The sequence below is a fragment of the Spiroplasma endosymbiont of Dactylopius coccus genome (genome assembly GCF_977110965.1).
This window is the reverse complement of sequence record NZ_OZ373019.1, coordinates 548,302-574,617: the sequence shown is the minus strand read 5'-3', so window position 1 is coordinate 574,617 and position 26,316 is coordinate 548,302. Positions and strand designations below refer to the sequence as shown.

The window sequence follows — 26,316 nt, the reverse complement described above, 5'->3', positions numbered from 1 at the left end:
AAATATAGCGGAATTATATAATAGAGAAACTTTTATTATTACAATTATTTACTGGTAATAAGTTATTATCTAATTTATTTATATCTGTTGCTAATATTTTATTATTTTGAATATTAAAAATTTCTTTAATTGGTTTAGTTCCTTGATTTATCAAAATATTTTTAAATGATTGAAGTCCATGTTTTTGTAAATTCTTTTCTAATTGGCTTGTAGGTGTTGTAATATTATAGGCAACTTCTAAATAAAAGAATCTTTTTTGAAAATCATGGTCAAAATCTTGATATTTTTTATAGATTTTTTCTATTTTATTTATTATATTTTTATTTAATATTTTTTGAAAGGCATTATTGTTAATAATGCCTTTGCTAATATTTTCTAATAAATAGTGTAGTGGAAATAATTCAGTAGAATAACTAGTAACATTTTTATATGGTAATAATAAGTCATTGATTATTTCATTTTTAATATTGTATTTTTGTCTAATTTTATTAGAAGTTTTAATTATATTTATTTTAAAACAAAATTTATTATCTTTATTATCAATTACTAACATAGTTGAAAATATTTCTTTATATATTTTTTTAAGAACCTGTTTAAAATCTTTTTAATAAAATTGAAATAAAGGAAAGAACAACCATTTGTAAGCTAGTATTTAATTTTCTTTCACAATTTTTTCATAATCTTCTGCATTTTTCTAATCATGCAAAACTTTGTTCTACAACTCATCTTTTTGGCAATAATACAAAAGAATGTAATTCATTACGTTTGATAACTTCAACATTTGCATTTATGATTGTTTTGATTTTAAAAGCAAATTTTTCACCAGTATAACCAGAATCTACTAGTATTTTTTGAACTTTAGATAAATTTTCTTTTTCATTTTCAATCATTATTATAGCACTGTTACGATCTGTTTTTTCTGCTGTGGTTATGTAAATTGTATGTGGTAAACCTTGAGAATCAACAGCAATATGACGCTTTATTCCTGAAATTTTTTTACCAGTATCATAACCTTTATTTTTAGCAGTATCTGTGTTCTTAACACTTTGTGAATCAATTATACAAAAACTAGTTTGTTCTTTTCTACCATTATTGATACGAACTTTTCTAACTAATTTTTTTTAAAATTACTTGTCAAGTGCTAGGTTCTTTATCACTATTTTTACTTCAAATTTGAAAATAATAATATACAGTTTGTCATTTTGGAAAATTTTTTGGTAACATTCTTCATTGACATCCACTTTTTAATACATATAAAACTGCACAAAATACTTCATATAAATCTAAATTTCTTGGTTTTGTTTTCTTTTTGCTATTTTCTAAAATTGATCTTATGTTCTCAAATTGTTCTTTAGTAACATGACTTGGATAATTTTTATGCATATATACCCCTTATCTTAAAATCAAGTTATAGGGGCTTTGCCCCTCGTTGCTTCGCAACTCACCCCAGCGGGGCTAAACCCCGCGGCCAACCCAACAAAAGGTTCTTTGTTGGTTCCGGCCATTTTTTAATTTTTATCTCCCTTTTTCTTTAAAATATTATCTAATTTATCTAAGAACCTGTTTAGGATCTTTTTTAACTTATTTTTGATTAAATTAATATCATAAATGTTATTTTATAGTTGAAAAATAAATTTTTAATCGATAAGTTGTCAAATGATAAAATCTTTTTAACAAAAAAATGACAAAGAAAATAAAATGTTAATTAACTGTCAGGTTAGAAATAATTATTCCCTTTTTTAGTTTAATTATGTTTAAAAGATTCCAAACAGGTTCTAAGAACCTGTTTAGGATCTTTTTTAACTTATTTTTGATTAAATTAATATCATAAATGTTATTTTATAGTTGAAAAATAAATTTTTAATCGATAAGTTGTCAAATGATAAAATCTTTTTAACAAAAAAATGACAAAGAAAATAAAATGTTAATTAACTGTCAGGTTAGAAATAATTATTCCCTTTTTTAGTTTAATTATGTTTAAAAGATTCTAAACAGGTTCTAAGAACCTGTTTAGGATCTTTTTTAACTTATTTTTGATTAAATTAATATCATAAATGTTATTTTATAGTTGAAAAATAAATTTTTAATCGATAAGTTGTCAAATGATAAAATCTTTTTAACAAAAAAATGACAAAGAAAATAAAATGTTAATTAACTGTCAGGTTAGAAATAATTATTCCCTTTTTTAGTTTAATTATGTTTAAAAGATTCCAAACAGGTTCTAAGAACCTGTTTAGGATCTTTTTTAACTTATTTTTGATTAAATTAATATCATAAATGTTATTTTATAGTTGAAAAATAAATTTTTAATCGATAAGTTGTCAAATGATAAAATCTTTTTAACAAAAAAATGACAAAGAAAATAAAATGTTAATTAACTGTCAGGTTAGAAATAATTATTCCCTTTTTTAGTTTAATTATGTTTAAAAGATTCCAAACAGGTTCTAAACCAGCAGATTTAATATCACTATAAGTCATATCAATGCTACTTGCCTCTTTAAGGTATTTCTTAGAACCTGTTTAGGATCTTTTTTAACTTATTTTTGATTAAATTAATATCATAAATGTTATTTTATAGTTGAAAAATAAATTTTTAATCGATAAGTTGTCAAATGATAAAATCTTTTTAACAAAAAAATGACAAAGAAAATAAAATGTTAATTAACTGTCAGGTTAGAAATAATTATTCCCTTTTTTAGTTTAATTATGTTTAAAAGATTCCAAACAGGTTCTTAGGTGACAATTCACTTTTAAGTTCATGTACATAATGTAAAGCCCTAGAATTGTACCTCTTTAACCAATGTCTAGGAAAAAATAAAGTCATAGTCATTGCTTCACCACTATAACTTGGAGGCATAATACCTCTTTTAATCATTTTCTTTGTTCTACGACGTGAAAACACTACTTTATTATAATCCTCAATATTCGTATATAAATTAATATTAAACACAACAAAAAATAAAAAAACACGCATTCTTTTGACTTGAACAACATACTCTACTTTTTCTCTTGCTTGTACTGGTATTCTATTAGGATGTTGTTCAATCAAATACATTGTACCATTAAACATATGACCTATTAACTTACAAAATTGTCCTAAACTTTCTTGTTGATTTTTAAACTGCATTCCTAAATCATTAGAATTTATCTTTAATGCTAATTCATCTAAAATTATTAAATCTTGTTCTTCAAAAGCATAATTACTTGCTAACTGATTAAAAGTAAAAACATCATTATAATTAACCAAATAAGAATAACCAGTCTTTAATTTAATAGGAAAAGGACTAACTACTCGTTTCTTATGAGTTTGTGCTAAACAACAAGCAAGAGCAGATTTACCAGTACGTGGTGGTGCTGAAATAATATAACTACCTACACGTTTTAAAATTTTAACATTACGAATAGTTATACAAATTGGATAAATAATTATAATCAAACCTATAACTAATAACACATAACCATATCAAGGCATTATTTCAACTCCTAACCTATAATTAAACTAATTGCTCTAACAAATAATCACAAAGGTATAATATTTTCAATTGCACTAACAATATCAACATTTAAAGCAGTACTAATAGTATCTGAAAAAATATGCCGTAATAAACTATCTGTTGTAAAAAGAAACTGTCTTAATGGTTCAACTGGTAAAACCTTACCAACAACACCATAAAGTAATCATCTAAAAGCATTACGCAATTGACCAAAAAAATCATATCAAATAACTCGTTCATAATCAGGTTAAAAGGACTATTTGGGGGTACTGGATTAATATCTTTGGAAGAAAAAATATTCATCTGACCAAATTTAAGTGACATTGACTTTTGTGGATTTCCAATAGTAGAAAGAACATCAAAATCAACAGTTAAATATTTTAAATTTGGAACACGAACTGGCATAGTAATAAAATTATAAATATTTCTTGAACAAAACTGACTATCAATTTCTCCTTTAAAATCATATTCTGTATTACCATCATAATCCAAAAAAGAAAATCTAAATGTTGAACCAAAATAAAGAAAATTTAAAAAATCAAAATAAAACATAAAACCTTTTATATAAAAACTCAAAGGTTTAGAAATTACAAATTTTAATTGAAAACTAAATTTTTTTGGACGTATTTCAAATGTGGATATAATTTAATTTTCTCTAAATAAAAGATAAAATAAATTATTAATTGTTATAATAATTATAACACATTAATTAAAAAAAATAAAGTATTTTGTGTCACATTTTTATTAATATAATTTAAAAATTCCTAACTATTTAGGTTTAGATTTATTAAATTTTATAAATTTAAACAAACACTTTTAATTTATTAATTCTTGCTTGTTTTAATTTTAATAAATTAAAAAATGCTTCTTTTGAATAAATTTTTGCATTATTATTAGATATAGATTTTATTAAATTGGAATGGCAACACTTTTTAGGACTATTTTTTGGTAGACACTTGTTCTTGATATTTGATAGGAGTTAAGTAGTTTAAAGTGCTGTGGATTCTTATGTTGTTGTATCAATTGATATAATCAAATAATTCTAATTTTAATTGGATTAATGATGTAAAATTTTTATCATTAATAAATTCAGTTTTGAAAGTTTTAAAAGTTGCTTCAGCAACAGCATTATCATAAGGACAACCTTTTTTGCTTAAAGATCGAGTAATATTGAATGCTAATAAAAGATTATTAATAATTTTATTGTTAAATTCATTACCTCGATCACTATGAAATATTTGGATATCTTTTAAACATCGATTTGATTGCATAAATGCTTGATATACTAGTAATGCATCTTTTTTAACTCCAACACTATGTCCAATAATTTCGCGGTTAAATAGGTCTATTAATAGGCAAATATAGTTTCATTTACCATTAACTTGAACGTAAGTTAAATCACTAACAATAACTTCATTTTTAACCCTATTATTAAAGTTTCTATTAACAAGATTGGTTATTTGACTATTATTGACTTTATTATGATGATTTTTGAATGATAATTTAGTGTATTTTGATATTAAATTATGCTTATTCATAATTTCTTTAATTTTTCTGCGTGACAAATAAATTTCTTGGTTTTCTAAAATTTTTTTTAATCTTCTAGTACCATAAACTTCTTTATTTTCTTTAAAAGCACTAATAACAGCTTCATCATACATATTATTTTTGATTTTATTTTCTTTTTTCTTTAAGTTAAAATAATATGTTGATTTAGATATTTTCAAAAAACGACACATTGTGCGAATTTTATATTTAACTTTATTTTTAGCAATAATTTCTACTTTCTGCCTATTATTAGTGCTGCTTGCTTTAAAATATCATTTTCCATTCTTAATTGTTTTAATTCTTTTCTTAATTTAATTAATTCATTTTCTTCAACAGAACGATTATCTTTAGTTTTAAAACTACCTGAATTAGTAAATTGCTTAATTCAATTATAAGTAGCTGCTCTTGTAACATTGTACTCTTTAGCAAGACAAGACACTGACTTACCGCTTTGATATAAAGTTACTATTTGTTTTTTAAATTCATCTGAATATGAGTTAATATTGGCCATAATTATACTTCCTTTCTTTTCACTAATTTGTTCACTTGTCTACGTAATTAGTGTCCAATAAAGTGTAACCCATCCACAATTTACTCCAGAAATTATTAGTAATAGAGTTAATTTAGTTCAAACTACTATTGTTGATATTAATGAAAATTTAAAAAAACAAAAGATTAGCAAATTTAAAAAAATTAGTTATTTAATATTAAAAATATTTACTTTTGGAAAAATTGATAAAAATAAAATAATTAAAGAAAAAAATGATTTTTTTATAAAAATATCAAAAGAATTTTTTGGAAATATTAAAAAAGTAAAAGAGGCTTTTTAGAAATCTGTGTATCTTTGTTTTACAAAGTACTAGTTAAGATTAATTCTATCTTCAAATTTTATCATAAAATGAGCAATTGCTGTATTTCAATTTTGAATGGGCATTGTTCATTTTTTTGTTATATTTTCAATTGCTAAATAAAATATTTTCAATTCTTCCATATCATTAGGAAAAACTTTTTTATTTCTGATAACTTTTCGTAATTGACTATTAACAGATTCAATAGCATTTGTGGTATAAATTACTCTTTTAATTTCTGTTGGATAACTAATAAAAACTATCAAATTTTCTCAATTTTTATATCAAGATTTAGCAATTTGAGGATATTGTTTATTTCACTTATTTTCAAATGTTTCTAAAGCCTGCATTGCTTGTTCTTCACTACATGCAGTATAAATTGGTTTTAAATCTGCAACTAGAGATTTTCTATGCTTATATGAGACATATTTCAAACTATTTCTAATTTGATGAACGATGCATAATTGATGTTCTGTTTTAGGATAAACTGATTGTATTGCTTCTGACATTCCTGTTAAATTATCACTACAAGCAATAAGAATATCATTTAAGCCTCGATTTTTCATTTCTGTGAAATTGGCTAATCAAAATTTAGAACTTTCATTTTCACTAATTCATAAGCCTAAAACATCTTTTTTACCTTCTAAATCAACTCCTAAAGCTATATACACAGATTTGTTAATAATGCGTTTATCTTGTCGTATTTTAACTACTATGCAATCAAAATAAACAATCGGATAAACACTATCTAATGGTCGATTTTGCCATGCTTTTACATCATCAATAACATCATCAGTAATTTGACTAATAACACTTTCACTAATATCAGCACCATGATATAACTCTTGTAATTGCATTCTAATATCTGATAATGTCATACCTTTTGCATATAAAGAAAGAACTTGTTGATCAAAACCATCAAATCTTCTTTGTCTTTTTGCAATTATTACAGGATTAAAATTACTATTGCGATCTCGTGGTACATCAATCTCAATTTTACCTTGTTGAGTTATTAATTTTTTTGAACTTATACCATTACGAGCATTGTCACTATTACTATGTTGATTCTTATCATATCCTAAATAATTTTGCATCTCAGAATTCAACATTTTTTCTACTAATCTTTTTGTTAATTCTTTATACAAACCTCCTTCTTTAAAAACTGTTGTTAAATCTTCAGTATTTTCTAATAATAAATCTACTGCTTTTGATATTGGATCATTATTATTAATATTTTGCTTTTTAGCCATCTGTAATTCACTCTTTCTAGGTTTATTATAGAATTAATTAAACATAGTTATTTTTGTAAGTTACACAGATTACTAAACATTACCAAGTAAAAGAATTATATATAAGAAAATCAAATAGTGAAATAAATATAGATGTTAATAAAATTAATAATGCAACTTTAAATAATTTATTAATAAATCCGAATAAATCAAACTTACCACAAATGTAAAAACGATAGATTGCAATTACAATTTCTTTTATATTTAAAATCAATTTTAGGTCACCAAATTTGCTCATATACAAATGATTTAAAAATTTATATGGTTTAGTATTCACAAAATGTAAATCTTATATAACTTTAATTAGGAATTATTAATATCCATATCTTCAAGGATGATTTTTATTGGGTATATAAACTTTTTTAGTTTTTATTAAATTTTCTTTGATAATTGGTTTTAAAGCTATTTCTTTTAGTTCATACATTTGATTATTGTAACTAAGAACCTGTTTGGAATCTTTTAAACATAATTAAACTAAAAAAGGGAATAATTATTTCTAACCTGACAGTTAATTAACATTTTATTTTCTTTGTCATTTTTTTGTTAAAAAGATTTTATCATTTGACAACTTATCGATTAAAAATTTATTTTTCAACTATAAAATAACATTTATGATATTAATTTAATCAAAAATAAGTTAAAAAAGATCCTAAACAGGTTCTAAGATATAAGTCATTAATAAATGATTTAAGTACAATTACATCAGTTCTAGGTTGTATATATTGAACTTTGTTATTTTTATAAGGAAAATATTTTTTACTATAATATGTTATAGTTGAACCACTATCTGTTTTTCTTTTAGAAAATCTTGAAAGATAAATATTTATTTCTTCTTGTGTAGGAGCTTTAATCATAGCAGATTTATTATCATCAATAGGAAAAGCAAACTGTTTATTAAAAAAGTTTATGTACGTTTTAAGAAATTGATTAGCTTCTTCTAAAGTTTGTCAATATCGAGTGAAAATTTCCCAAAAATATTTATCAAAAATTAAATTATTTTGGAAAGTTACACTGTTAAATAAACACAAATTCTAAATAACCCCTAAAAATTTAGTTCCTTGTTTTCATATAGGAACTTTTTTATTTACAAACCAATTTTTAATGAATATAATAAATATGAATTAAAAATAGTTTTAGAAACCTAATTGTTTAAAAATAAAACAATTAGGTTTCTAATTTTGAAAGGATTTTTAATATATGGATAAACAATTACAAGAAAGTCAAAATCAAATTTCTAAGTTAAGTAATGAATTTAGAAGTTTGGAGAAAAAGCTAGATAATGAAAAAAGAAAAGAAAAAGAAATAAATAAAAAAATATCTTGTTTAACAAATCAAGATATTAACAATAAAAATGAATTAAAAATAGTTTTAGAAACCTAATTGTTTAAAAATAAAACAATTAGGTTTCTAATTTTGAAAGGATTTTTAATATATGGATAAACAATTACAAGAAAGTCAAAATCAAATTTCTAAGTTAAGTAATGAATTTAGAAGTTTGGAGAAAAAGCTAGATAATGAAAAAAGAAAAGAAAAAGAAATAAATAAAAAAATATCTTGTTTAACAAATCAAGATATTAACAATAAAAATGAATTAAAAATAAGAAATGAAATAAGAAAATATGAAAATGAACATAGAATTATTTCTCAAAAAGTAAATTATTTTGAAATTAAATTTAATTCAATAAAAGAAGAATTAAAAAAAATATCAAATTTAAAAATGGAAATTTATAACAAAAATTTAGAAAAGTTAAAAATAAAAAAGTTTGATGAAGTTGAAATTAATAGCTTTGAAAATAAAAATTATAAGGGTTTTAAAATAAACTCACTAAAATTATAAAAAAGATATTGCAATTGCAATATCTTTATATATTTAAAATTAATTTTAAGGCACCAAATTTGCTCATATTCAAACGACTTAAAAATTTATATGTTTATAGTATTCAAAAAATAAACAGCCCTTTTTAGGGCTGTTTTAAATCGAATTATTATTAATTATAAGTTATATAAATAACTTCACTTTTGGGAAATTATTACTCGATAACTAATAGGAAATTTTTACTAAATAATGACACCAATTATTCTCGTCTAACTTTATAATTTTAAGACAAATTTGAATATTATTGACAACATCGGTATGCTCCTATTTTATTTAAAAAACCAATATTAATAGAATAATATATTAATATTATTCATTTTTCCAGTCCAATTAATTACACGACACTATCTTAATTTTTAATTTGATATAATTATAAAAAGAGTAAGTATATTAAAAATAGATTGGGGTATTTTTATGATAGAGGAAATAAATTCTAGTTCAGTGAAAGAACCAAAAATTTATCGTATTGGTCTATATAGCAAATTAACAATTCTTATTAATGGCCTTCTAATTACTACGAGTTTAATGATAGGTTGGGCTTTATGAGCAACTATTGGTCGAGATGCAATTGATAACTATATTAAATGATTCAATAATCCACAACAACCTAATTCTAATTTACAAATTAGTTTCAATATAATAAGTATTATTGTTTTCATAGTCTCTGGTTTATCTTTAGCATTAGTAGTCGTACCTTTTATTTTTTTAAAAACTAAAAATAGTGTATCAGCACTTTTTTGTTTAATAAGTTTTATTTTTTCAGCAATATTTGTTATCTTTCTTATTGTATTTTTTATTTTTAGATTTAAAACTTTTACTTTCTTAGCTAATAAAAAAGACGGCGAAATAATAAATACAACTGGTAACTTTCTAATAGCTTTTTTACCATGAATGTTGGCTGAACTATTTGCAATACTTTTATTAATCCACAGTCTCTGATTAATTATTAATATTACCTCTAAATACAAATCAAATACACTATTAATGCCTATTGCTAAACCAAAAGCAAAACAAGAAACAGTAATAGCAAAACAAGAAGTTGATGATACGATAACGCTTCCTAACGTCGTACCAATACCAGTACCTCAAAATAATGAAGAACAACAAGTAGCAAACCAAGAAACTAACAATACTGTTCTTAAGCAAGATCTAACACAAGAAAAAATAATCACTAACCCTTCAACAGCAACTGTCCATTATACTAATCATGAACTATGACAAACACCAACGCAAGGTGCTTATCATGCCGAAACTGTTTCACCAACACCAGGTACTCTTACTAATCTTAAATCCGAATCTATTACAAATGAAGAAGAAATAAATGATAATATCGAAAATGCAACAATATATTCAGAACCAACAGTTGAAAAAACAAGTGTAGAAGATACAACAATATATTCAAAATCACCAACAACAGAAAGTAATATTAATAGCGAAACTAATTACCAACCAAAAAATCAAGGTGGTTTTGATGTTAAAGACAGTAGTTATTCTGAATCTGAAATATCTAATTTTAATGAACAAGCAACAACAATAACTGTTGAAGAAACACAACCAATAATAGAGAAAACAAACACAAACACAAAAAAAGAAACAATCGAAGTGCAAAAAGTTACTACTCACCATTGAACATTAGAACAAATTGAAGCTGTTTGAGAAAAAGCGGAAATAATTGATGGTGTTAGTGATAAATTATATCGTAAAGATTATGGTGGTGCTTGAATGTTTCGTGATTCATTTACCACTGATTATAGCGCAGCAGATAACTTAGAAACTTACTCTTGAACTATTGTTCTACATCGTCCTACTAGTCAACAAGGAACAACTGAATTATATAATCTAGATCCAATGAATATTGTTAATGCAAAAAGTAAAGGTGAAAATTACCCTTCTTGAAAAACTAAAATTTCTTCAAAAGGAAATAAAAATATTGCAAAAGAACAACATTGAAAAGCACGAACATAAATATAATAAAAAAGATTTATTTTAAAATAAATCTTTTTTATTATATTTAATATTTAATAGTAATTTAAAATAAATATAGTATCATTTATTTATGAATACACAAACTACCATTGAACATTTATATATAGAAATACCTAATTTTAAACATGAAGTAAATACTAACTATTCTTATTTTATAGAAAGCATTAAAAAAGAATTAACAAAAATAATAAATAAATACCAATTAAAGTTAAAAACAATTTATCTTGCTAACAAAAATAAGTCAGTTTTACCAATTAATTTTTTAGAACAACTATTAATAATACTTAAACCATTAACAACCACTATCAAAGAATACAACTTTGAATGTACTATTAATAATACCAATTTCACAACTCTACAATTATTTTCCAAATTTCAAATTAAACGATTAATTTGAAAAATAATTAGTTTTCAAAATCAATTAAATAACAAATTTAATTGTCAACAAAGTATAAAAATTATTAATGATGCTATTAACTTAAAAATTAATAATTTCTCAATTGATTTAAAATATAATCTTCCTCATCAAACAGTAATTGATGTTAATAATGATTTACAAATATGTATGCAATTAAAAACACCTCATATTAGCTATGATAGTTATAATCACAAACAAAATCTTACTATTAAAAGATACATTAATAATTTCTTAAAAAAGCACAAATATGATAACTATGAATACTATAGTTATAGTAAAAATACTAATAATCAATCAAAATATATTATTGCATATTGTTTATTAGAAAACTATTATGGAATTGGTCCAAATGCTGTTTCATATATTAAAACAGAAGATAAAGCAATAATAATTACTAATAGCAATAACATTAATAATAACAATCAAAAAAATAGTATTTTATCAACAAATGAAATTTTAATCCAAAAATTAATACAAGGTTTATTACTAAAAAAGGGAATAAAATTTAACAAAAATGATAATATTCTAGAGCAGCCACTGATTAGTAAATTAATCAAAAATAAACAAATAAAAATAAAAAATAATCATTTATCTTGCACAAATAGTTCCTGATTATTGTTAAATGATTTAATAGTTGATATTATAACTAATACTACTATTTAAATTTATATATCAAGGAGTGAATAAATATGGAATTCAATGAAAAATTGCTAAAAGAAAAATATTTTCCGCAAGCATTAACAAAAATAAAAGAAATTGTTAAAATTCAATCATATGCTCAACCACCCACAACAGCAGCACCTTATGGGCCTGGTGTTAAGGAAGTATTAGATTATGCTATTAATTTAGGACAAGAATTAGGTTTTAAAACTTATCGTAATAAAAACAATAAGTATGGATATTTAGAATATGGTGATGGTAAAGAAATATTTGCCATGTTAGGTCATCTTGATGTTGTACCACCAGGTAATTTAGAAGAATGAAAAATTCCACCTTTTTCGCCAGAAATTATTAATGATATTTTATATGGACGAGGTGTATTAGATGATAAAGGTCCAACAATTATTATTCTATACTGTTTAAAATATTTAAAAGATCATGGCTATCAACCAAATCGTCGAATTAGAGTTATCTTTGGTTTAACTGAAGAAACAACATGAGATTCAATTAACACATATATGAAGCAAGAAGGTACTCCAACTTTTGGTTTTACTCCTGATGGTATGTTTCCGCTAGTATATGCTGAAAAAGGAATTATTAACTTAGATATTATTGGTACAGGTCATAAATCCATTGTTATTAATGCAGGTGATGCTTACAATGTCACTTGTTCTACTAGTAATATTAATGGTGTTGATATTGAATCATTTGTTAAAATTGGGAAAAATAAGAAATATCGAATTGAAAATAATAATCAACAAATTACCATTCATGGTAAACCAGCACATGGGTCACGACCAGATGAAGGAATTAATGCAGGATTAAGAAGTTTATTAATTTTAAATGAACTTAAAGTTGAACATAATCTAATTAAATTTGTTGGTGATATTTTACAAGAAGATACTGCTTTAACAAAATATTTTGGTGATTTAGATGATGAATCTGGAAGTTTTACTATTAATGTTGGCATTGTTGAAATTAATAGCAAAAGTTCAAAATTAGGATGTAATATCCGTATTCCAGTTAAAACTGATTTACAAGAAATTTTAAATAGATTAATAAAAATATTAAAACCTTATAATTTAACAATAAAACAACAACATTATGATAAACCATTATATATGCCACAAGAATCAACAATTGTTATTAAATTAATGGAAATTTATCAAGAAGTTACTGGTGATAAAAAAGCAAAACCAATTGCAATTGGTGGTGGAACTTATGCTAGAGCAATGCCAAATTGTGTAGCATTTGGTGCGATATTTGATCATACTAACTCAACTGAACATCAATATAATGAATGTATTAAAGTTGACGAATTATGAAAATCAATGTTAATTTATGTACGTGCTATTAGTACACTGGGAAGTTTAGAAATTGGTAAATTATATAAAAAGTTAGAATAGTTTATTCTAACTTTTTTATATTTTCATTCAAATAAATTTTATGCAATTGAAGGAGTTCTAGGACAACCAACAAAAGCACGACCATTAATACTATTAATAACACTTACCAATTCATCATTAAAGTTATTACTTAATTGTCGTTCATCACTACTATTAATACTCATATAATTACTATTAATTACTATTTCCTCTAATTCATTATTTGGAGTAGACGTAAAAAATTTCTGTCATTGTTTTTTAGCATATTTATTTAATACTTTATTACCAATAGTATCATTGATAATTAAACCAAACATAATAGCAAACATTGGAACTTGAAAAAATGTAGATTCAAATTCTGGTAATCTATCAGCAGTATACATAACAGCTGCAGTTTTAATTGCATTATCTATTATAGTTGCTATTACCATTGCTGTTAAATAACCACCACTTTTTAAAAGACTCATACATTTTGATTGTTGAGAAAGTAATGATTCTAACTCATCATTTTCATTATTATTATTTAAACAGTTAAAATATCTTTTGAAAGCAAACCACATATGTGTTTTTGTTAAATATTCTATACCCTTATCTATTAAGATAGAAGTATAACATAAAACTTCTGCTCGTATAATTGTTGATAAAATATTTGGGCCATAAATAATTTTACTTCAATATTCAGCTAAACTAGTTAAAGAACCAACTGAATACATACTAGAAGCCGTAATCATAAAATGATTCGAAATTCAATATCCAGCTTTTGCTATTAGCATTTTTCCAAAGATAGCTGTTTTTGAAAGACATGAATAACCTTCTTCAACACCAATTTCGGGATATAAAGATAAAAGCGGACTCATTTCTTGATCAGCAGTTCTATTAAATATTGTTCTTCCCTCTTGTCAAATTTTTTCTGCGCCCCATTTTCATAAATTCATTGCTTGTGTACTAATTACCAATTGTACTGGAGTTATTCCAAAATCAACTAAATTATTTAAAGGATTTACTTTATTTCAATCAAATGTTCCGATACTAGTAACTGCTACCTGAAATACTCGTTGTACAGTTTTCAAACCAACTGCTGCTGTTAATAAACTAGCTGTTCCAATTATTTTTTTAGTATCTGATCATATTAAACTACTTCAACTATTATTAATAGTATTTGTTTCTATATTGGTATCTATATCATTATTTATTAATAACTCTTCTTCTTGTGGCATTTTTTCTCTTCTCTCTATTTCTTTATTAAAACATAAAAAACACATTAGTAACAAACTTTACAAAAGTGGTTATAAACCATATTTTGTTAAATTGCTTTTATGTGTTTTAACATTAGTATAAAGGATTATTACTTAATAATCAATATATAAATTCAATAATTTAAAAATATTTATTTGGGTATTTATTATATATTTGTTACAATTATTAAGCATTTATGAAAAGTATTAAGGAGTAAAAAATGACAGAAAAAAAACGCATTGTTGTTGGTATGAGTGGTGGTGTTGATTCATCAGTAACAGCAGCACTTTTACAAGCAGAAGGCCATGAAGTTATTGGTCTTTTTATGCGTAATTGAGATTCACTTTTAAATAATGATTTACAAGGTAACAATAATCAAGATATTTGCCCACAAGAACAAGATTATCTTGATGCTTTAGCTGTTTGCCAAAAATTAAATATTAAATTAGAAAGAATTGATTTTGTTAAGGAATATTGAGATAATGTTTTTACTTATTTTCTTGAAGAATTTAAAAAAAGTCGTACTCCTAATCCCGATATTCTATGTAACAAATATATTAAATTCGATGCTTTTTTAAAATATGCACAAAAAAATTTAAAAGCAGATTATATTGCAATGGGGCACTATGCACGAATTAACTACAATCTAATTACTAAACAATATCAGTTATTAAAAGGAATTGATGATAATAAAGATCAAAGTTATTTTTTATGTCAATTAACACAAAAACAATTAAAATATAGTTTATTTCCTTTAGGTAATAAAACTAAAACTGAAGTTAGGGAATTAGCAAAAAAATATAATTTACCAACAGCAACAAAAAAAGATTCTACTGGCATATGTTTTATTGGTAATCGTAATTTTCAAACATTTTTAACAAATTATTTACCAGCTAATCCTGGCAAAATTGTTGATATTAATACCAAAACTACTATTGGTAATCACAATGGTGTTTACTACTATACACTTGGTCAAAGAAAAGGTATTAATCTTTCAGGAATGAAAGTTCCATATTTTGTTGTTGAAAAAGATGTTACTAATAATATCCTTTATGTTGCTAATGATAATGAAAATAAATGACTAATGAATAGCAGTTGTACTGTTAAATCATTGAATTGAATTAAGAATAGTACATTAAAAAACTCTTTAAAATGTAATGCAAAATTTCGCTATCGTCAATCTGATATTGCTGTTATTATTAATTTTATTAATAATGATGAAATTAAGGTTGAATTTTCAGAAAAGATACGCGCTATTACGCCCGGTCAAACCGCTGTTTTTTATGATGGTGATATTTGTCTTGGTGGTGGAGTTATTGACCAAATATTTCGCTAATCAATTATTAAAAAACTAATATAAATAATAAAATTTTTAATTGCATATTTTTTTATAATTTTCAAGATTCAAAAATTACTATTAAACTATTTTTTTAGTTTTTAGATACTTTTATTGCATTTTCTTTTTTACGTTTTTAAAATATAAAATAACCTATTATTATAAAAGTTATAGAAAAAAACAAAAAGGAGATTTTTAATGAAAAAAATATTAACAATATTGGATGGGTTACACTTTATTGGACACTAATTACGTAGACAAGTGAACAAATTAGTGAAAAGAAAGGAAGTATAATTATGGCCAATATTAACTCATATTCAGATGAATTTAAAAAACAAATAGTAGCTTTATATCAAAGCGGTAAGTCAGTGTCTTGTATTGCTAAAGAGTACAATGTTACAAGAGCAGCTACTTATAATTGAATTAAGCAATTTACTAATTCAGGTAGTTTTAAAACTAAAGATAATCGTTCTGTTGAAGAAAATGAATTAATTAAATTAAGAAAAGAATTAAAACAATTAAGAATGGAAAATGGTATTTTAAAGCAAGCAGCACTAATAATAGGCAGAAAGTAGAAATTATTGCTAAAAATAAAGTTAAATATAAAATTCGCACAATGTGTCGTTTTTTGAAAATATCTAAATCAACATATTATTTTAACTTAAAGAAAAAAGAAAATAAAATCGAGGCTTTTTAGAAATCTGTGTATCTTTGTTTTACAAAGTACTAGTTAAGATTAATTCTATCTTCAAATTTTATCATAAAATGAGCAATTGCTGTATTTCAATTTTGAATGGGCATTGTTCATTTTTTTGTTATATTTTCAATTGCTAAATAAAATATTTTCAATTCTTCCATATCATTAGGAAAAACTTTTTTATTTCTGATAACTTTTCGTAATTGACTATTAACAGATTCAATAGCATTTGTGGTATAAATTACTCTTTTAATTTCTGTTGGATAACTAATAAAAACTATCAAATTTTCTCAATTTTTATATCAAGATTTAGCAATTTGAGGATATTGTTTATTTCACTTATTTTCAAATGTTTCTAAAGCCTGCATTGCTTGTTCTTCACTACATGCAGTATAAATTGGTTTTAAATCTGCAACTAGAGATTTTCTATGCTTATATGAGACATATTTCAAACTATTTCTAATTTGATGAACGATGCATAATTGATGTTCTGTTTTAGGATAAACTGATTGTATTGCTTCTGACATTCCTGTTAAATTATCACTACAAGCAATAAGAATATCATTTAAGCCTCGATTTTTCATTTCTGTGAAATTGGCTAATCAAAATTTAGAACCTTCATTTTCACTAATTCATAAGCCTAAAACATCTTTTTTACCTTCTAAATCAACTCCTAAAGCTATATACACAGATTTTTTAATAATGCGTTTATCTTGTCATATTTTAACTACTATGCAATCAAAATAAACAATCGGATAAACACTATCTAATGGTCGATTTTGCCATGCTTTTACATCATCAATAACATCATCAGTAATTTGACTAATAACACTTTCACTAATATCAGCACCATGATATAACTCTTGTAATTGCATTCTAATATCTGATAATGTCATACCTTTTGCATATAAAGAAAGAACTTGTTGATCAAAACCATCAAATCTTCTTTGTCTTTTTGCAATTATTACAGGATTAAAATTACTATTGCGATCTCGTGGTACATCAATCTCAATTTTACCTTGTTGAGTTATTAATTTTTTTGAACTTATACCATTACGAGCATTGTCACTATTACTATGTTGATTCTTATCATATCCTAAATAATTTTGCATCTCAGAATTCAACATTTTTTCTACTAATCTTTTTGTTAATTCTTTATACAAACCTCCCTCTTTAAAAACTGTTGTTAAATCTTCAGTATTTTCTAAGAACCTGTTTAGGATCTTTTTTAACTTATTTTTGATTAAATTAATATCATAAATGTTATTTTATAGTTGAAAAATAAATTTTTAATCGATAAGTTGTCAAATGATAAAATCTTTTTAACAAAAAAATGACAAAGAAAATAAAATGTTAATTAACTGTCAGGTTAGAAATAATTATTCCCTTTTTTAGTTTAATTATGTTTAAAAGATTCCAAACAGGTTCTAATAATAAATCTACTGCTTTTGATATTGGATCATTATTATTAATATTTTGTTTTTTAGCCATCTGTAATTCACTCTTTCTAGGTTTATTATAGAATTAATTAAACATAGTTATTTTTGTAAGTTACACAGATTACTAAACATTACCATAAAATCAAAAATAATATGTATGATGAAGCTGTTATTAGTGCTTTTAAAGAAAATAAAGAAGTTTATGGTACTAGAAGATTAAAAAAAATTTTAGAAAACCAAGAAATTTATTTATCACGCAGAAAAATTAAAGAAATTATGAATAAGCATAATTTAATATCAAAATACACTAAATTATCATTCAAAAATCATCATAATAAAGTCAATAATAGTCAAATAACCAATCTTGTTAATAGAAACTTTAATAATAGGGTTAAAAATGAAGTTATTGTTAGTGATTTAACTTACGTTCAAGTTAATGGTAAATGAAACTATATTTGCCTATTAATAGACCTATTTAACCGAGAAATTATTGGACATAGTGTTGGAGTTAAAAAAGATGCATTACTAGTATATCAAGCATTTATGCAATCAAATCGCTGTTTAAAAGATATCCAAATATTTCATAGTGATCGAGGTAATGAATTTAACAATAAAATTATTAATAATCTTTTATTAGCATTCAATATTACTCGATCTTTAAGCAAAAAAGGTTGTCCTTATGATAATGCTGTTGCTGAAGCAACTTTTAAAACTTTCAAAACTGAATTTATTAATGATAAAAATTTTACATCATTAATCCAATTAAAATTAGAATTATTTGATTATATCAATTGATACAACAACATAAGAATCCACAGCACTTTAAACTACTTAACTCCTATCAAATATCAAGAACAAGTGTCTACCAAAAAATAGTCCTAAAAAGTGTTGCCATTCCAATCTTTTGTAATTGATTTTTTACCTAATTTATAATTAAAATCTTCAATTATTTTTAATGTTATTTTTTTATTTTTTTCATCAATAGTAGTATATTGTTTAGGAAATCATGTTTCATATTCACCAATTTCTAATAATATGCCACCTTTATTTTTTTCATCTTTATATGTTTCTCTAATTTTAGTTTTCAAATCTAAATTAACATTAATCATTACGAATCCTTTCTACGTATAAGCCTTATCACCTATAGTGATAAAAGGCTTATATACTTACTAACTAATACTACTACTATACGTAAGGCTTATGCTACTGTAAGTAGCAAAGCTTTGGAGGGTAGGGGTTCTAGGGGAAGGGAACCAAAAAATATCAAGTTTTAAAAGAGCATGACAAAAATGGGAGCATACCGATGTTGTCAATAATATTCAAATTTGTCTTAAAATTATAAAGTTAGACGAGAATAATTTTGACTTCAATATGCAATTGTATGTTAATCTTAACACTTGTAAAATATTAGTCAATAATAATACTTACTTTTATAATTCAAAAATTCTTATTAATAGTTACTTTAATAAGTTTTATTTTATTTTTGGTTTTTTAAAATCTTTAATTTTAATTTATAATAACTGGATGGTAGTATTTATTTGATAGCATTTAAAATTAACCATTTTTGTATACATATCAATATTATAGGTTCTATCACCAATCATATGCTTTAAAATTTGTTTAATATTAGTTTCAGTAAAGCAACCAATATTTTCAACTAGTGCTTGGTTTAATACACCATCTTTTGCATTAATAAAATAACCAACTTTTAATTTTTTATATTGTAAAGCTAATGATTGTAAAAAATCAATTAATTCATAATATTGGCCTTTTTCAAATAAAGTTATTGCATTTTGATAGTGTAATTTAGCAATTTTATTTTTTCTTCTTCCAGCCATTATACCAAGAAATAAAACATGAAAAGCATGGAATTTATCTAAAATAAATTTAGCATTTAAAATTGTAGCAGTTTTTCTAATTCATTTTGCACTATCTCCACAAACTACTAAATTTGCTTGTTCAAAATTTTCAAAAAATAAATTACCATGTTTTTTAATTAATTGTGCTGTTTTTTCAGCACCAATTTCTGTTTTTGATACTCTTATTTTACAAACTGCTTTTTTATTAATTAATTTTCCATTTTTCTTTTTACCAGTACAAAATACTAATAATCTCATAGAACATTTTTTACAATTTTTAGTATTGTGTTTTTCATTAAACTTAAATTTTCTATGTCCATCATCAATATTTATATATAAAGTTTGATTTTTTTCTAATACTATTTTAGGAATATTAGCTTTTGGTAATTGAAATTTTTGATAGGTTCTACAAACTGTACTAGTACTTATTAAATCATCAATAAAAGTATCACAAACATCACGATACTTTTTTCCATCAGCAAAATACTTTAAAATTTGTTTAATAACATTAGGTGCAAGTTTACTATATTTTTTAACACCAAGATAATTATCTAGCAATGAAACAAATTCATTTTTTTGTGTTTTTTGGTTATATTTTGTACAAATACGTCGTTTATAATTTAATAAACCTTTTTTTGCTTTTAATTTTCGTTTTCTAAATCTATATGATTTATATTCAGATTTATCACAGGTACTTCATAAATAATCATCTATTTTTGTAAATAATTCTTCTGTTTGTTTTAAACTTAATTCATCTTGATTAAAATCATGTTTATCTCAATCAAAATGATTAGAGAATGGTAATATAAACATTTTTTAATGTTCCTTTCTAAATTTTGTTTGTTATAATTTAATTGTATTGCTTATAAAAATTAGGGAGTAAAATATGCCTTTTATTAGTAGTTATGCACAACTGAATAAAAAATATAATCTTAATTTTAGTGATAATAATTATGGTTTTAGTTGAGATATTTTTAAACAATTTGTTAGTGATGAATGAGCAGAATTTTTTACAACTAATTGTTTTTATCGTTTTGTACCAACTGCACGTGGAACAAGAAAAACTTGAAACTGTTTAGCATTTGATTTATTTATATGTTGTAATTTTAGTGATAGTAGTGTTCAAGAAGTAAGAAGATATGAAAATACTCATAGTGAAACGACAATTGGTGCATTAATGAATGTTTGTCAAGTTTTATTAGATACATATAATATTAATTTATTACCTAATAATCCACATGGTATTAAATGAAAAATAACCAAAGATGGTGGATGTATTATTTTTCCTAATAATCAACAAATTGATTTTATTGGTTATGCTAATGGTAATAAAATTTTTGGAAAAGAAGCGGGTGGGTCAAGTTTTTTGGGTTCACGTACTGATGAAATAATAATGGCAGAAGAAAAAGAAACACTAACAGAAAAGCAATTAACATATAGATATGAGCGTTTACAAAATTCTATGTTTAGAAGTAATCGTATTAAAGTTTCAAATGAACCAATTAAAGAATGAAGTTGAACTTTTATTGATAAAAATATATATAGTCCTACTTTTGGAAAATTAATTACTCGTTATTTTTATAAAAGTTTCTTTATTACTTTTACATGTAATCCTTATGATAAATATCACCCATTTTATTTAAAATACTGTACGCCATTTTTACCATTAAATGATGAAATAATTGAAAATCTTAAAAAAGTTGGTAAAGTTTACTATGAAAATAAAGACATATTTAGTGGTTTAGGTTTATTTGTTTTAAGATTTACTATTCAACCTTTTTGAAATAAATTACCTGACATTCAAAAAAGAACATTATTAGAAATGAAAAAAAGTAATCCTGATGAATTCAATACTGTTTATTATGGTTTTGAATTTTTAGATAGTGATGCAACAATTTTTCCTTTTCAAAAAACAGTAAAATATTGACAATCATATGATTTAAAACAGTTTTATAATCAAGAAAAAGATATGTATAAATTTGATTTTTATTCAGTTGGTGTTGATTGAGCAACTGGTCACAAAGACCATACTGTATTTATGGTGGTCGGATTTAAAGAATATAATAATACTGGGTATTATGATGCTTATATTATTTGTGAATTAGTAGTTACTCCAAATGATTTTGTTAATGAAAATGAAAAAATTAATGGTTATGTTAATGAAATTTTAGGATTAATGGATAATTTTGAAAATTTTGAACAAGCAATTTATTTTTATGATGATAAAGCAAGAACAGCAATAGATTGATTAAATCAAAAATTAATAGATGAACATAATACTATTTTAATAACACAAACTGCTATTAAACATGCTTCAAATTTAAATCAAGAAGCCGGATTAACTAATAGAGTAGTATGAATGAGAAATATTATGAGTTATGGAAACTTTTATGCTAATAAAAATGATTTACCAAAAACTACTCAATGTTTAGAAGAATTACGTTATGACCAAACCAAAACTAACATTCCTGATAAAAATATGTACCAAGACCCTTACGATGCATTATTTTATGCCTTGTATCCATATAAAAATGTAATTAGGGGTAAAAATAATGCTAGTGTGAAAAAAAGTATCTTCACATTTGCTATATAGTAAACAATTTACATATAATTAATAGTATAGGTATCACAAAATAAACGCCTTTAATTTAGGCGTTATTTTGCATTTAAAAGCATACTTGTAAAAATAATCAAAAACAGTACAATTTATAAGTAAAATCAAGGAAAAAAGGAGAAATTTATTATGAAAACATGAATAAAAACAAAATTAAGTAAAATAACATTAGCATTAGCACTAACTGGTGCAACAACTGGAACAATAGGATTAATCATGGGGGGTGCTTACTCATAATATGGAAAATTATTATTTAAAACCAAATGGTGAAAAAGTATTAGGAACAACAACTATTTGATGAAATAAATGGTATAATCCTAATAAAACAGATTTATATTTTTCTAAATTTAAACATCATGATGAAGATATAAAATGAGATGGTACTTATACAGATAATTATTTTGAATAGTTATATTTCTAAATTTATATAAGAAATATTTTCATTATATTTATCAAATAAATTAATATTATTTAAATTTATTTCTTGTTTATCAGTTATTAAAACTAAATCATAATTTCCAGTACCAAATATGCCACTAATTTCAATTCGATTTAAGTTATTAATCGGATTTTCAATTTGTAATTCAAATTCACTAATATTATCAATTTTTGAAATTTCTTTATAAAATTCTAATTTAGAAAATAATTGAGATTTATTTGAACCATATAAATTTAAAGCATTTTCAATTTTATTTTTATTAATAATTGCTCTTGTAAAGTATTTGCCATATTCACCATTACCTAATGTTCAGTCAGCAGGAATTAATGATGGTATATTATTACTTTCTAATTCATTTGTAATAGATAATCAGTTAAATTGATTATCATCTAGTTTAAATAATTCATTTTGACTAATGTCGTTATTTTTTAGTTTAATGCTATTCATATCTGTAAAATCAAAATACTCAGATTTTAATATAACTTTGGTATCTTTAAATCTTCAAATATCTTTACCAGTAGGTTTTATTGGACTCGATTTTAATTCAAAATAATATGGTAACAAAATTTTATTATCATCATTTAAACCTTTATTAATTGACATAATTGAATAAATATTATTTGATAACATAATTACTAGTTTCTTAAAAATATGAACTTGTGGTAGATTTATATAATTCGGATAATCCAATTTTCATTGTTTAAATAAGTTAGTTATTACTTCTTCGGGTTTTTGTCCTTCAAATTTTGCTCTTAACTTTGCAATTTCATTATCTGGTCTACCTTTATCATCATATGTAGCACCTTCAAAATTTCTATTATAGTTATATGTGTAACTTAGCATATCTAATAAAAGTTGCTGTAAACTATCATTAGTTGGTGCATCTTTAATTTCAATTTCAATATCATCAAATCTATTATTAGTTGCAACATATTGATAAAATTGACTTTCACCTACAAAATCTCAAACTTCTTTATCTTTTAATTCTTTTTGACTTTTTAGTGGTCATTTACCACCTAAAACATTACTAAACTCATATCCTAATCAAGCATGTGTAACTCTTGCGTTTTTAATAACTTCTCTTCTTGTTTCAGTTCCAGTACTAATTTTAATCAAATCTAAAACTGATTTTTCTTGTCCAATAAATTGTTTTGCAAGATTTCATGGTAATATTTGTTCACTAAATCATTGTTGTAATATTCTAACTTTTGGTTGAATTTCAATAGGCATTGATAATAGCGGAAATGCTATCTTATCTTTAACAAATAACTTTGGGTATACTTCCATATTGTCAACTTCACCAAGTACCTTTATATTGCCGAAAATCATGCTTCTAGGGGCTTTAATTTTTAAACCAATTACTTTTGTATCTTTGTCTAATGGTTTTTGTAATTTAATAATAATTGGATAACCATCTCTTGTTTTAAAATCTTTAATTTTAATAATAGTAATACTTTTAGTACTTCTTGTTTTTGGATTTTGATAAGGTTGAGAATAGTTATTAATGATATATAAATTATCAATATTATTTTCAGTTAATGGTTCATTAATAGATACAGCATATAACTTAAATTGATTTAATAAATTTATTTCTTGAAATATTAAATTTTTAATATCAGTCATACTATATTCAATAGTATTATCATTAATATTTGTACTTGCTCTTTGATTTAATTGCATAGTAAAGTCTGATGTTTCAGCAGCAGTAGTTTTTAATACTTTATCAATATCAATAAAACCAATTTTAATAGTATTTGCTGAAAATCTTAAATTATTATTTTCATTATTTTTAAATAAACGTTCAATTTCATAAATATATAAAGTTCTTAGTTTAAATTCATCATATGCTCTTTTAAGCTCAGGGTCACCTTTGCTACTCATAAGATTAGTAAAGTCATAAGGAATATTGTCAATTAAATAATCATTTTCTACTTCTGCTTGATTAAGTTTAGTTTGTTTCTGTGGAAACTTCGTTTGTGGTTTGTTGTTTTGATTGTCCATTGTTTTCTCCTATTAATTGGTTATTTTCGGGATTAAATAATTTTAATCTCACTGTTAAATTATTAATTTCTTGTTCATCATTAATGTTAAATGTTTTACTATTTAATAAATCTTTATCTAAACGTACTAATATTTGAATAAATTTAAGAATATCAATATTAAATTGTCATAACTTTTGTTCAATATAATTAATAGTTGAAATATTTACAGCTGTACTTTCGGGAACTGATTGTTGTGCTGACTTCTTTTGACTTGGAATATGAATGCCACAACGTTTAAATATTTCATTAACATTTCAATCGTATATATCAGTCAAATTTTTACCTTTAAAATTACTACTTGTCATATTGATATTTTCGTTTTGTTCGTTATTATCTCCGCCACTTTTAAAAATATAATTTTTAGTAACTAATATTCTTACAGCATCTTCTAATAAATCTTTTACATTACCATAAGTTGAATTAAAAATAAACTTTGGTGAGTTTAAAATTGTATCTAAAACAATTTGTTCATAAATAACATCTAATGCTTTAATTTTATCCATTACTTTATTACAATCTGCTAATTCATTTGCTTTATTTCGCATAATTGCTATTGGTATATAGTTAATATTTAGTATTTGTTCTTGTGCTAAATTAGGGTTATTAATGAACGATTTAAAATCTAGTGGAAATTGTTTTTTGCTATCATTAACACTATAAATTGCACGATTAATAGTTACTTGTTCATTATTTAATGTATAAACTTCAAATAATCTTACAATTTGTGCATTTTGTTGATAACTATCATAAAAAATAGTACATTGAATTAATTTACCAGTAATATCATAAACTCTTTGTTGTATATCAACTACTTGAAAATATAAGTCATCATTTGCAATAAAAATTAAATAACCACTAATTCCCAATTTACTTAATTTAAAAATAGAATTTCAATTTTTTCTATAAAATTCTTGTTGAATTAAATACTGCTTAATAGTTTCATTGTTAATATCTAGTGGAGCATTATATAAATTAGCATTATTTTCTGCTACAAAATCAGTAAAATATGTTTCATGATTAAAATCATTAAAACCAAAATAACTTAAAATAGAAGCATGTGTACTTTTACCTTTTAAAAAAGTTAATTTAGTTTTTTCTTCATTATTAGTGCTTTTATCTCTTCTTAAAAATCTACCTAACATAATATTCA

At 23.6% G+C, this 26,316-nt stretch carries 23 protein-coding genes and 1 pseudogene; 10 read left to right on the top strand and 14 right to left on the bottom strand.

Annotated features, from left to right (window positions below; genetic code table 4):
* Window positions 1-13: 13 nt before the first annotated feature.
* The 7 genes and pseudogenes from ACXUB0_RS03610 to ACXUB0_RS03580 all read right to left on the bottom strand — a co-directional run.
* A complete protein-coding gene (locus ACXUB0_RS03610; protein WP_458257779.1) occupies window positions 14-553 on the bottom strand; it encodes a hypothetical protein in 540 nt (179 codons plus the stop codon).
* Between the two features lie 40 nt (window positions 554-593).
* Window positions 594-1,383, bottom strand: a protein-coding gene (locus tag ACXUB0_RS03605) for an IS5 family transposase (protein ID WP_458257778.1) whose coding sequence is annotated in 2 segments (ribosomal slippage) — window positions 594-1,121 and window positions 1,123-1,383 — 789 coding nt in all. Because the reading frame shifts where the segments join, the coding sequence is not laid out codon by codon here.
* A 1,327-nt stretch (window positions 1,384-2,710) separates the two neighbouring features.
* Window positions 2,711-3,472, bottom strand: coding sequence for a hypothetical protein (locus tag ACXUB0_RS03600; RefSeq protein WP_458257777.1), 762 nt, complete (start codon window positions 3,470-3,472; stop codon window positions 2,711-2,713).
* Between the two features lie 11 nt (window positions 3,473-3,483).
* A complete protein-coding gene (locus ACXUB0_RS03595) occupies window positions 3,484-3,699 on the bottom strand; it encodes a hypothetical protein (RefSeq protein ID WP_458257776.1) in 216 nt (71 codons plus the stop codon).
* Between the two features lie 733 nt (window positions 3,700-4,432).
* A protein-coding gene (locus ACXUB0_RS03590; protein ID WP_458257775.1) for an IS3 family transposase occupies window positions 4,433-5,553 on the bottom strand; the annotation gives its coding sequence in 2 pieces (ribosomal slippage) (window positions 4,433-5,277 and window positions 5,277-5,553; 1,122 coding nt in all).
* A gap of 348 nt (window positions 5,554-5,901) precedes the next feature.
* Window positions 5,902-7,140, bottom strand: a complete 1,239-nt coding sequence (locus ACXUB0_RS03585) for an IS256 family transposase (protein ID WP_458257774.1) — start codon at window positions 7,138-7,140, stop codon at window positions 5,902-5,904.
* 701 nt (window positions 7,141-7,841) lie between these two features.
* Window positions 7,842-8,126, bottom strand: a pseudogene (locus ACXUB0_RS03580) (ISNCY family transposase); the annotation flags it as partial.
* Between the two features lie 250 nt (window positions 8,127-8,376).
* Here ACXUB0_RS03580 and ACXUB0_RS03575 point away from each other — a divergent pair.
* The 5 genes from ACXUB0_RS03575 to ACXUB0_RS03555 all read left to right on the top strand — a co-directional run bounded on the left by ACXUB0_RS03575 (window position 8,377) and on the right by ACXUB0_RS03555 (window position 13,525).
* A complete protein-coding gene (locus tag ACXUB0_RS03575) occupies window positions 8,377-8,559 on the top strand; it encodes a hypothetical protein (RefSeq protein WP_458257773.1) in 183 nt (60 codons plus the stop codon).
* A gap of 52 nt (window positions 8,560-8,611) precedes the next feature.
* The gene (locus ACXUB0_RS03570) at window positions 8,612-9,016 is read left to right on the top strand and encodes a hypothetical protein (RefSeq protein ID WP_458257569.1); all 405 of its coding nucleotides are present in this window, start codon (window positions 8,612-8,614) and stop codon (window positions 9,014-9,016) included.
* A gap of 453 nt (window positions 9,017-9,469) precedes the next feature.
* Window positions 9,470-11,020, top strand: a complete 1,551-nt coding sequence (locus ACXUB0_RS03565; protein ID WP_458257772.1) for a hypothetical protein — start codon at window positions 9,470-9,472, stop codon at window positions 11,018-11,020.
* 91 nt (window positions 11,021-11,111) lie between these two features.
* A complete protein-coding gene (locus tag ACXUB0_RS03560; protein WP_458257771.1) occupies window positions 11,112-12,122 on the top strand; it encodes a hypothetical protein in 1,011 nt (336 codons plus the stop codon).
* A gap of 26 nt (window positions 12,123-12,148) precedes the next feature.
* Window positions 12,149-13,525, top strand: coding sequence for a Sapep family Mn(2+)-dependent dipeptidase (locus ACXUB0_RS03555; protein WP_458257770.1), 1,377 nt, complete (start codon window positions 12,149-12,151; stop codon window positions 13,523-13,525).
* Between the two features lie 38 nt (window positions 13,526-13,563).
* Here the strand turns inward: ACXUB0_RS03555 and ACXUB0_RS03550 are convergent, their stop codons facing one another.
* Window positions 13,564-14,721 (bottom strand): hypothetical protein, encoded by a 1,158-nt coding sequence (locus ACXUB0_RS03550; RefSeq protein WP_458257769.1) that lies wholly within the window; start codon window positions 14,719-14,721, stop codon window positions 13,564-13,566.
* A gap of 239 nt (window positions 14,722-14,960) precedes the next feature.
* On the opposite strand from ACXUB0_RS03550, the gene mnmA reads away from it, so the two are divergent.
* Window positions 14,961-16,076: a tRNA 2-thiouridine(34) synthase MnmA gene (gene mnmA / locus ACXUB0_RS03545; protein WP_458257768.1), complete on the top strand. Its 1,116-nt coding sequence runs from the start codon at window positions 14,961-14,963 to the stop codon at window positions 16,074-16,076.
* A gap of 296 nt (window positions 16,077-16,372) precedes the next feature.
* Window positions 16,373-16,651 carry a transposase gene (locus ACXUB0_RS03540; protein WP_458257767.1) on the top strand — a complete coding sequence of 93 codons (279 nt, stop codon included), beginning with the start codon at window positions 16,373-16,375 and terminating at the stop codon, window positions 16,649-16,651.
* 151 nt (window positions 16,652-16,802) lie between these two features.
* On the opposite strand, the gene ACXUB0_RS03535 is transcribed toward ACXUB0_RS03540, so the two are convergent.
* Together ACXUB0_RS03535 and ACXUB0_RS03530 are read right to left on the bottom strand one after the other, a co-directional pair.
* Window positions 16,803-18,017, bottom strand: coding sequence for an IS256 family transposase (locus ACXUB0_RS03535; protein ID WP_458258788.1), 1,215 nt, complete (start codon window positions 18,015-18,017; stop codon window positions 16,803-16,805).
* Between the two features lie 109 nt (window positions 18,018-18,126).
* Window positions 18,127-18,264 (bottom strand): hypothetical protein, encoded by a 138-nt coding sequence (locus tag ACXUB0_RS03530; RefSeq protein ID WP_458257766.1) that lies wholly within the window; start codon window positions 18,262-18,264, stop codon window positions 18,127-18,129.
* Window positions 18,265-18,365: 101 nt separating this feature from the next.
* Here ACXUB0_RS03530 and ACXUB0_RS03525 point away from each other — a divergent pair, with 101 nt between their 5' ends.
* Entirely contained in the window at window positions 18,366-19,088 is a 723-nt protein-coding gene (locus ACXUB0_RS03525) for an IS3 family transposase (RefSeq protein ID WP_458257765.1), read from the top strand.
* A gap of 2 nt (window positions 19,089-19,090) precedes the next feature.
* Here the strand turns inward: ACXUB0_RS03525 and ACXUB0_RS03520 are convergent, their stop codons facing one another.
* Window positions 19,091-19,321 (bottom strand): hypothetical protein, encoded by a 231-nt coding sequence (locus ACXUB0_RS03520; protein WP_458257764.1) that lies wholly within the window; start codon window positions 19,319-19,321, stop codon window positions 19,091-19,093.
* Window positions 19,322-19,723: 402 nt separating this feature from the next.
* Window positions 19,724-20,884 carry an Mbov_0401 family ICE element transposase-like protein gene (locus ACXUB0_RS03515; protein WP_458257521.1) on the bottom strand — a complete coding sequence of 387 codons (1,161 nt, stop codon included), beginning with the start codon at window positions 20,882-20,884 and terminating at the stop codon, window positions 19,724-19,726.
* A gap of 73 nt (window positions 20,885-20,957) precedes the next feature.
* Between ACXUB0_RS03515 and ACXUB0_RS03510 the strand changes: the two genes are divergently transcribed.
* Together ACXUB0_RS03510 and ACXUB0_RS03505 are read left to right on the top strand one after the other, a co-directional pair.
* Window positions 20,958-22,664 carry a hypothetical protein gene (locus tag ACXUB0_RS03510; RefSeq protein WP_458257522.1) on the top strand — a complete coding sequence of 569 codons (1,707 nt, stop codon included), beginning with the start codon at window positions 20,958-20,960 and terminating at the stop codon, window positions 22,662-22,664.
* 259 nt (window positions 22,665-22,923) lie between these two features.
* Complete coding sequence (locus ACXUB0_RS03505) at window positions 22,924-23,094, top strand: hypothetical protein (protein WP_458257523.1); 171 nt, start codon at window positions 22,924-22,926, stop codon at window positions 23,092-23,094.
* Here the strand turns inward: ACXUB0_RS03505 and ACXUB0_RS03500 are convergent, their stop codons facing one another.
* Window positions 23,095-25,125 carry a hypothetical protein gene (locus tag ACXUB0_RS03500; RefSeq protein WP_458257524.1) on the bottom strand — a complete coding sequence of 677 codons (2,031 nt, stop codon included), beginning with the start codon at window positions 25,123-25,125 and terminating at the stop codon, window positions 23,095-23,097. It lies immediately after the preceding gene.
* Window positions 25,073-26,308, bottom strand: a complete 1,236-nt coding sequence (locus ACXUB0_RS03495; protein WP_458257525.1) for a hypothetical protein — start codon at window positions 26,306-26,308, stop codon at window positions 25,073-25,075. The genes ACXUB0_RS03500 and ACXUB0_RS03495 overlap by 53 nt, the downstream gene beginning before the upstream one ends.
* Between the last annotated feature and the right edge of the window lie 8 nt (window positions 26,309-26,316).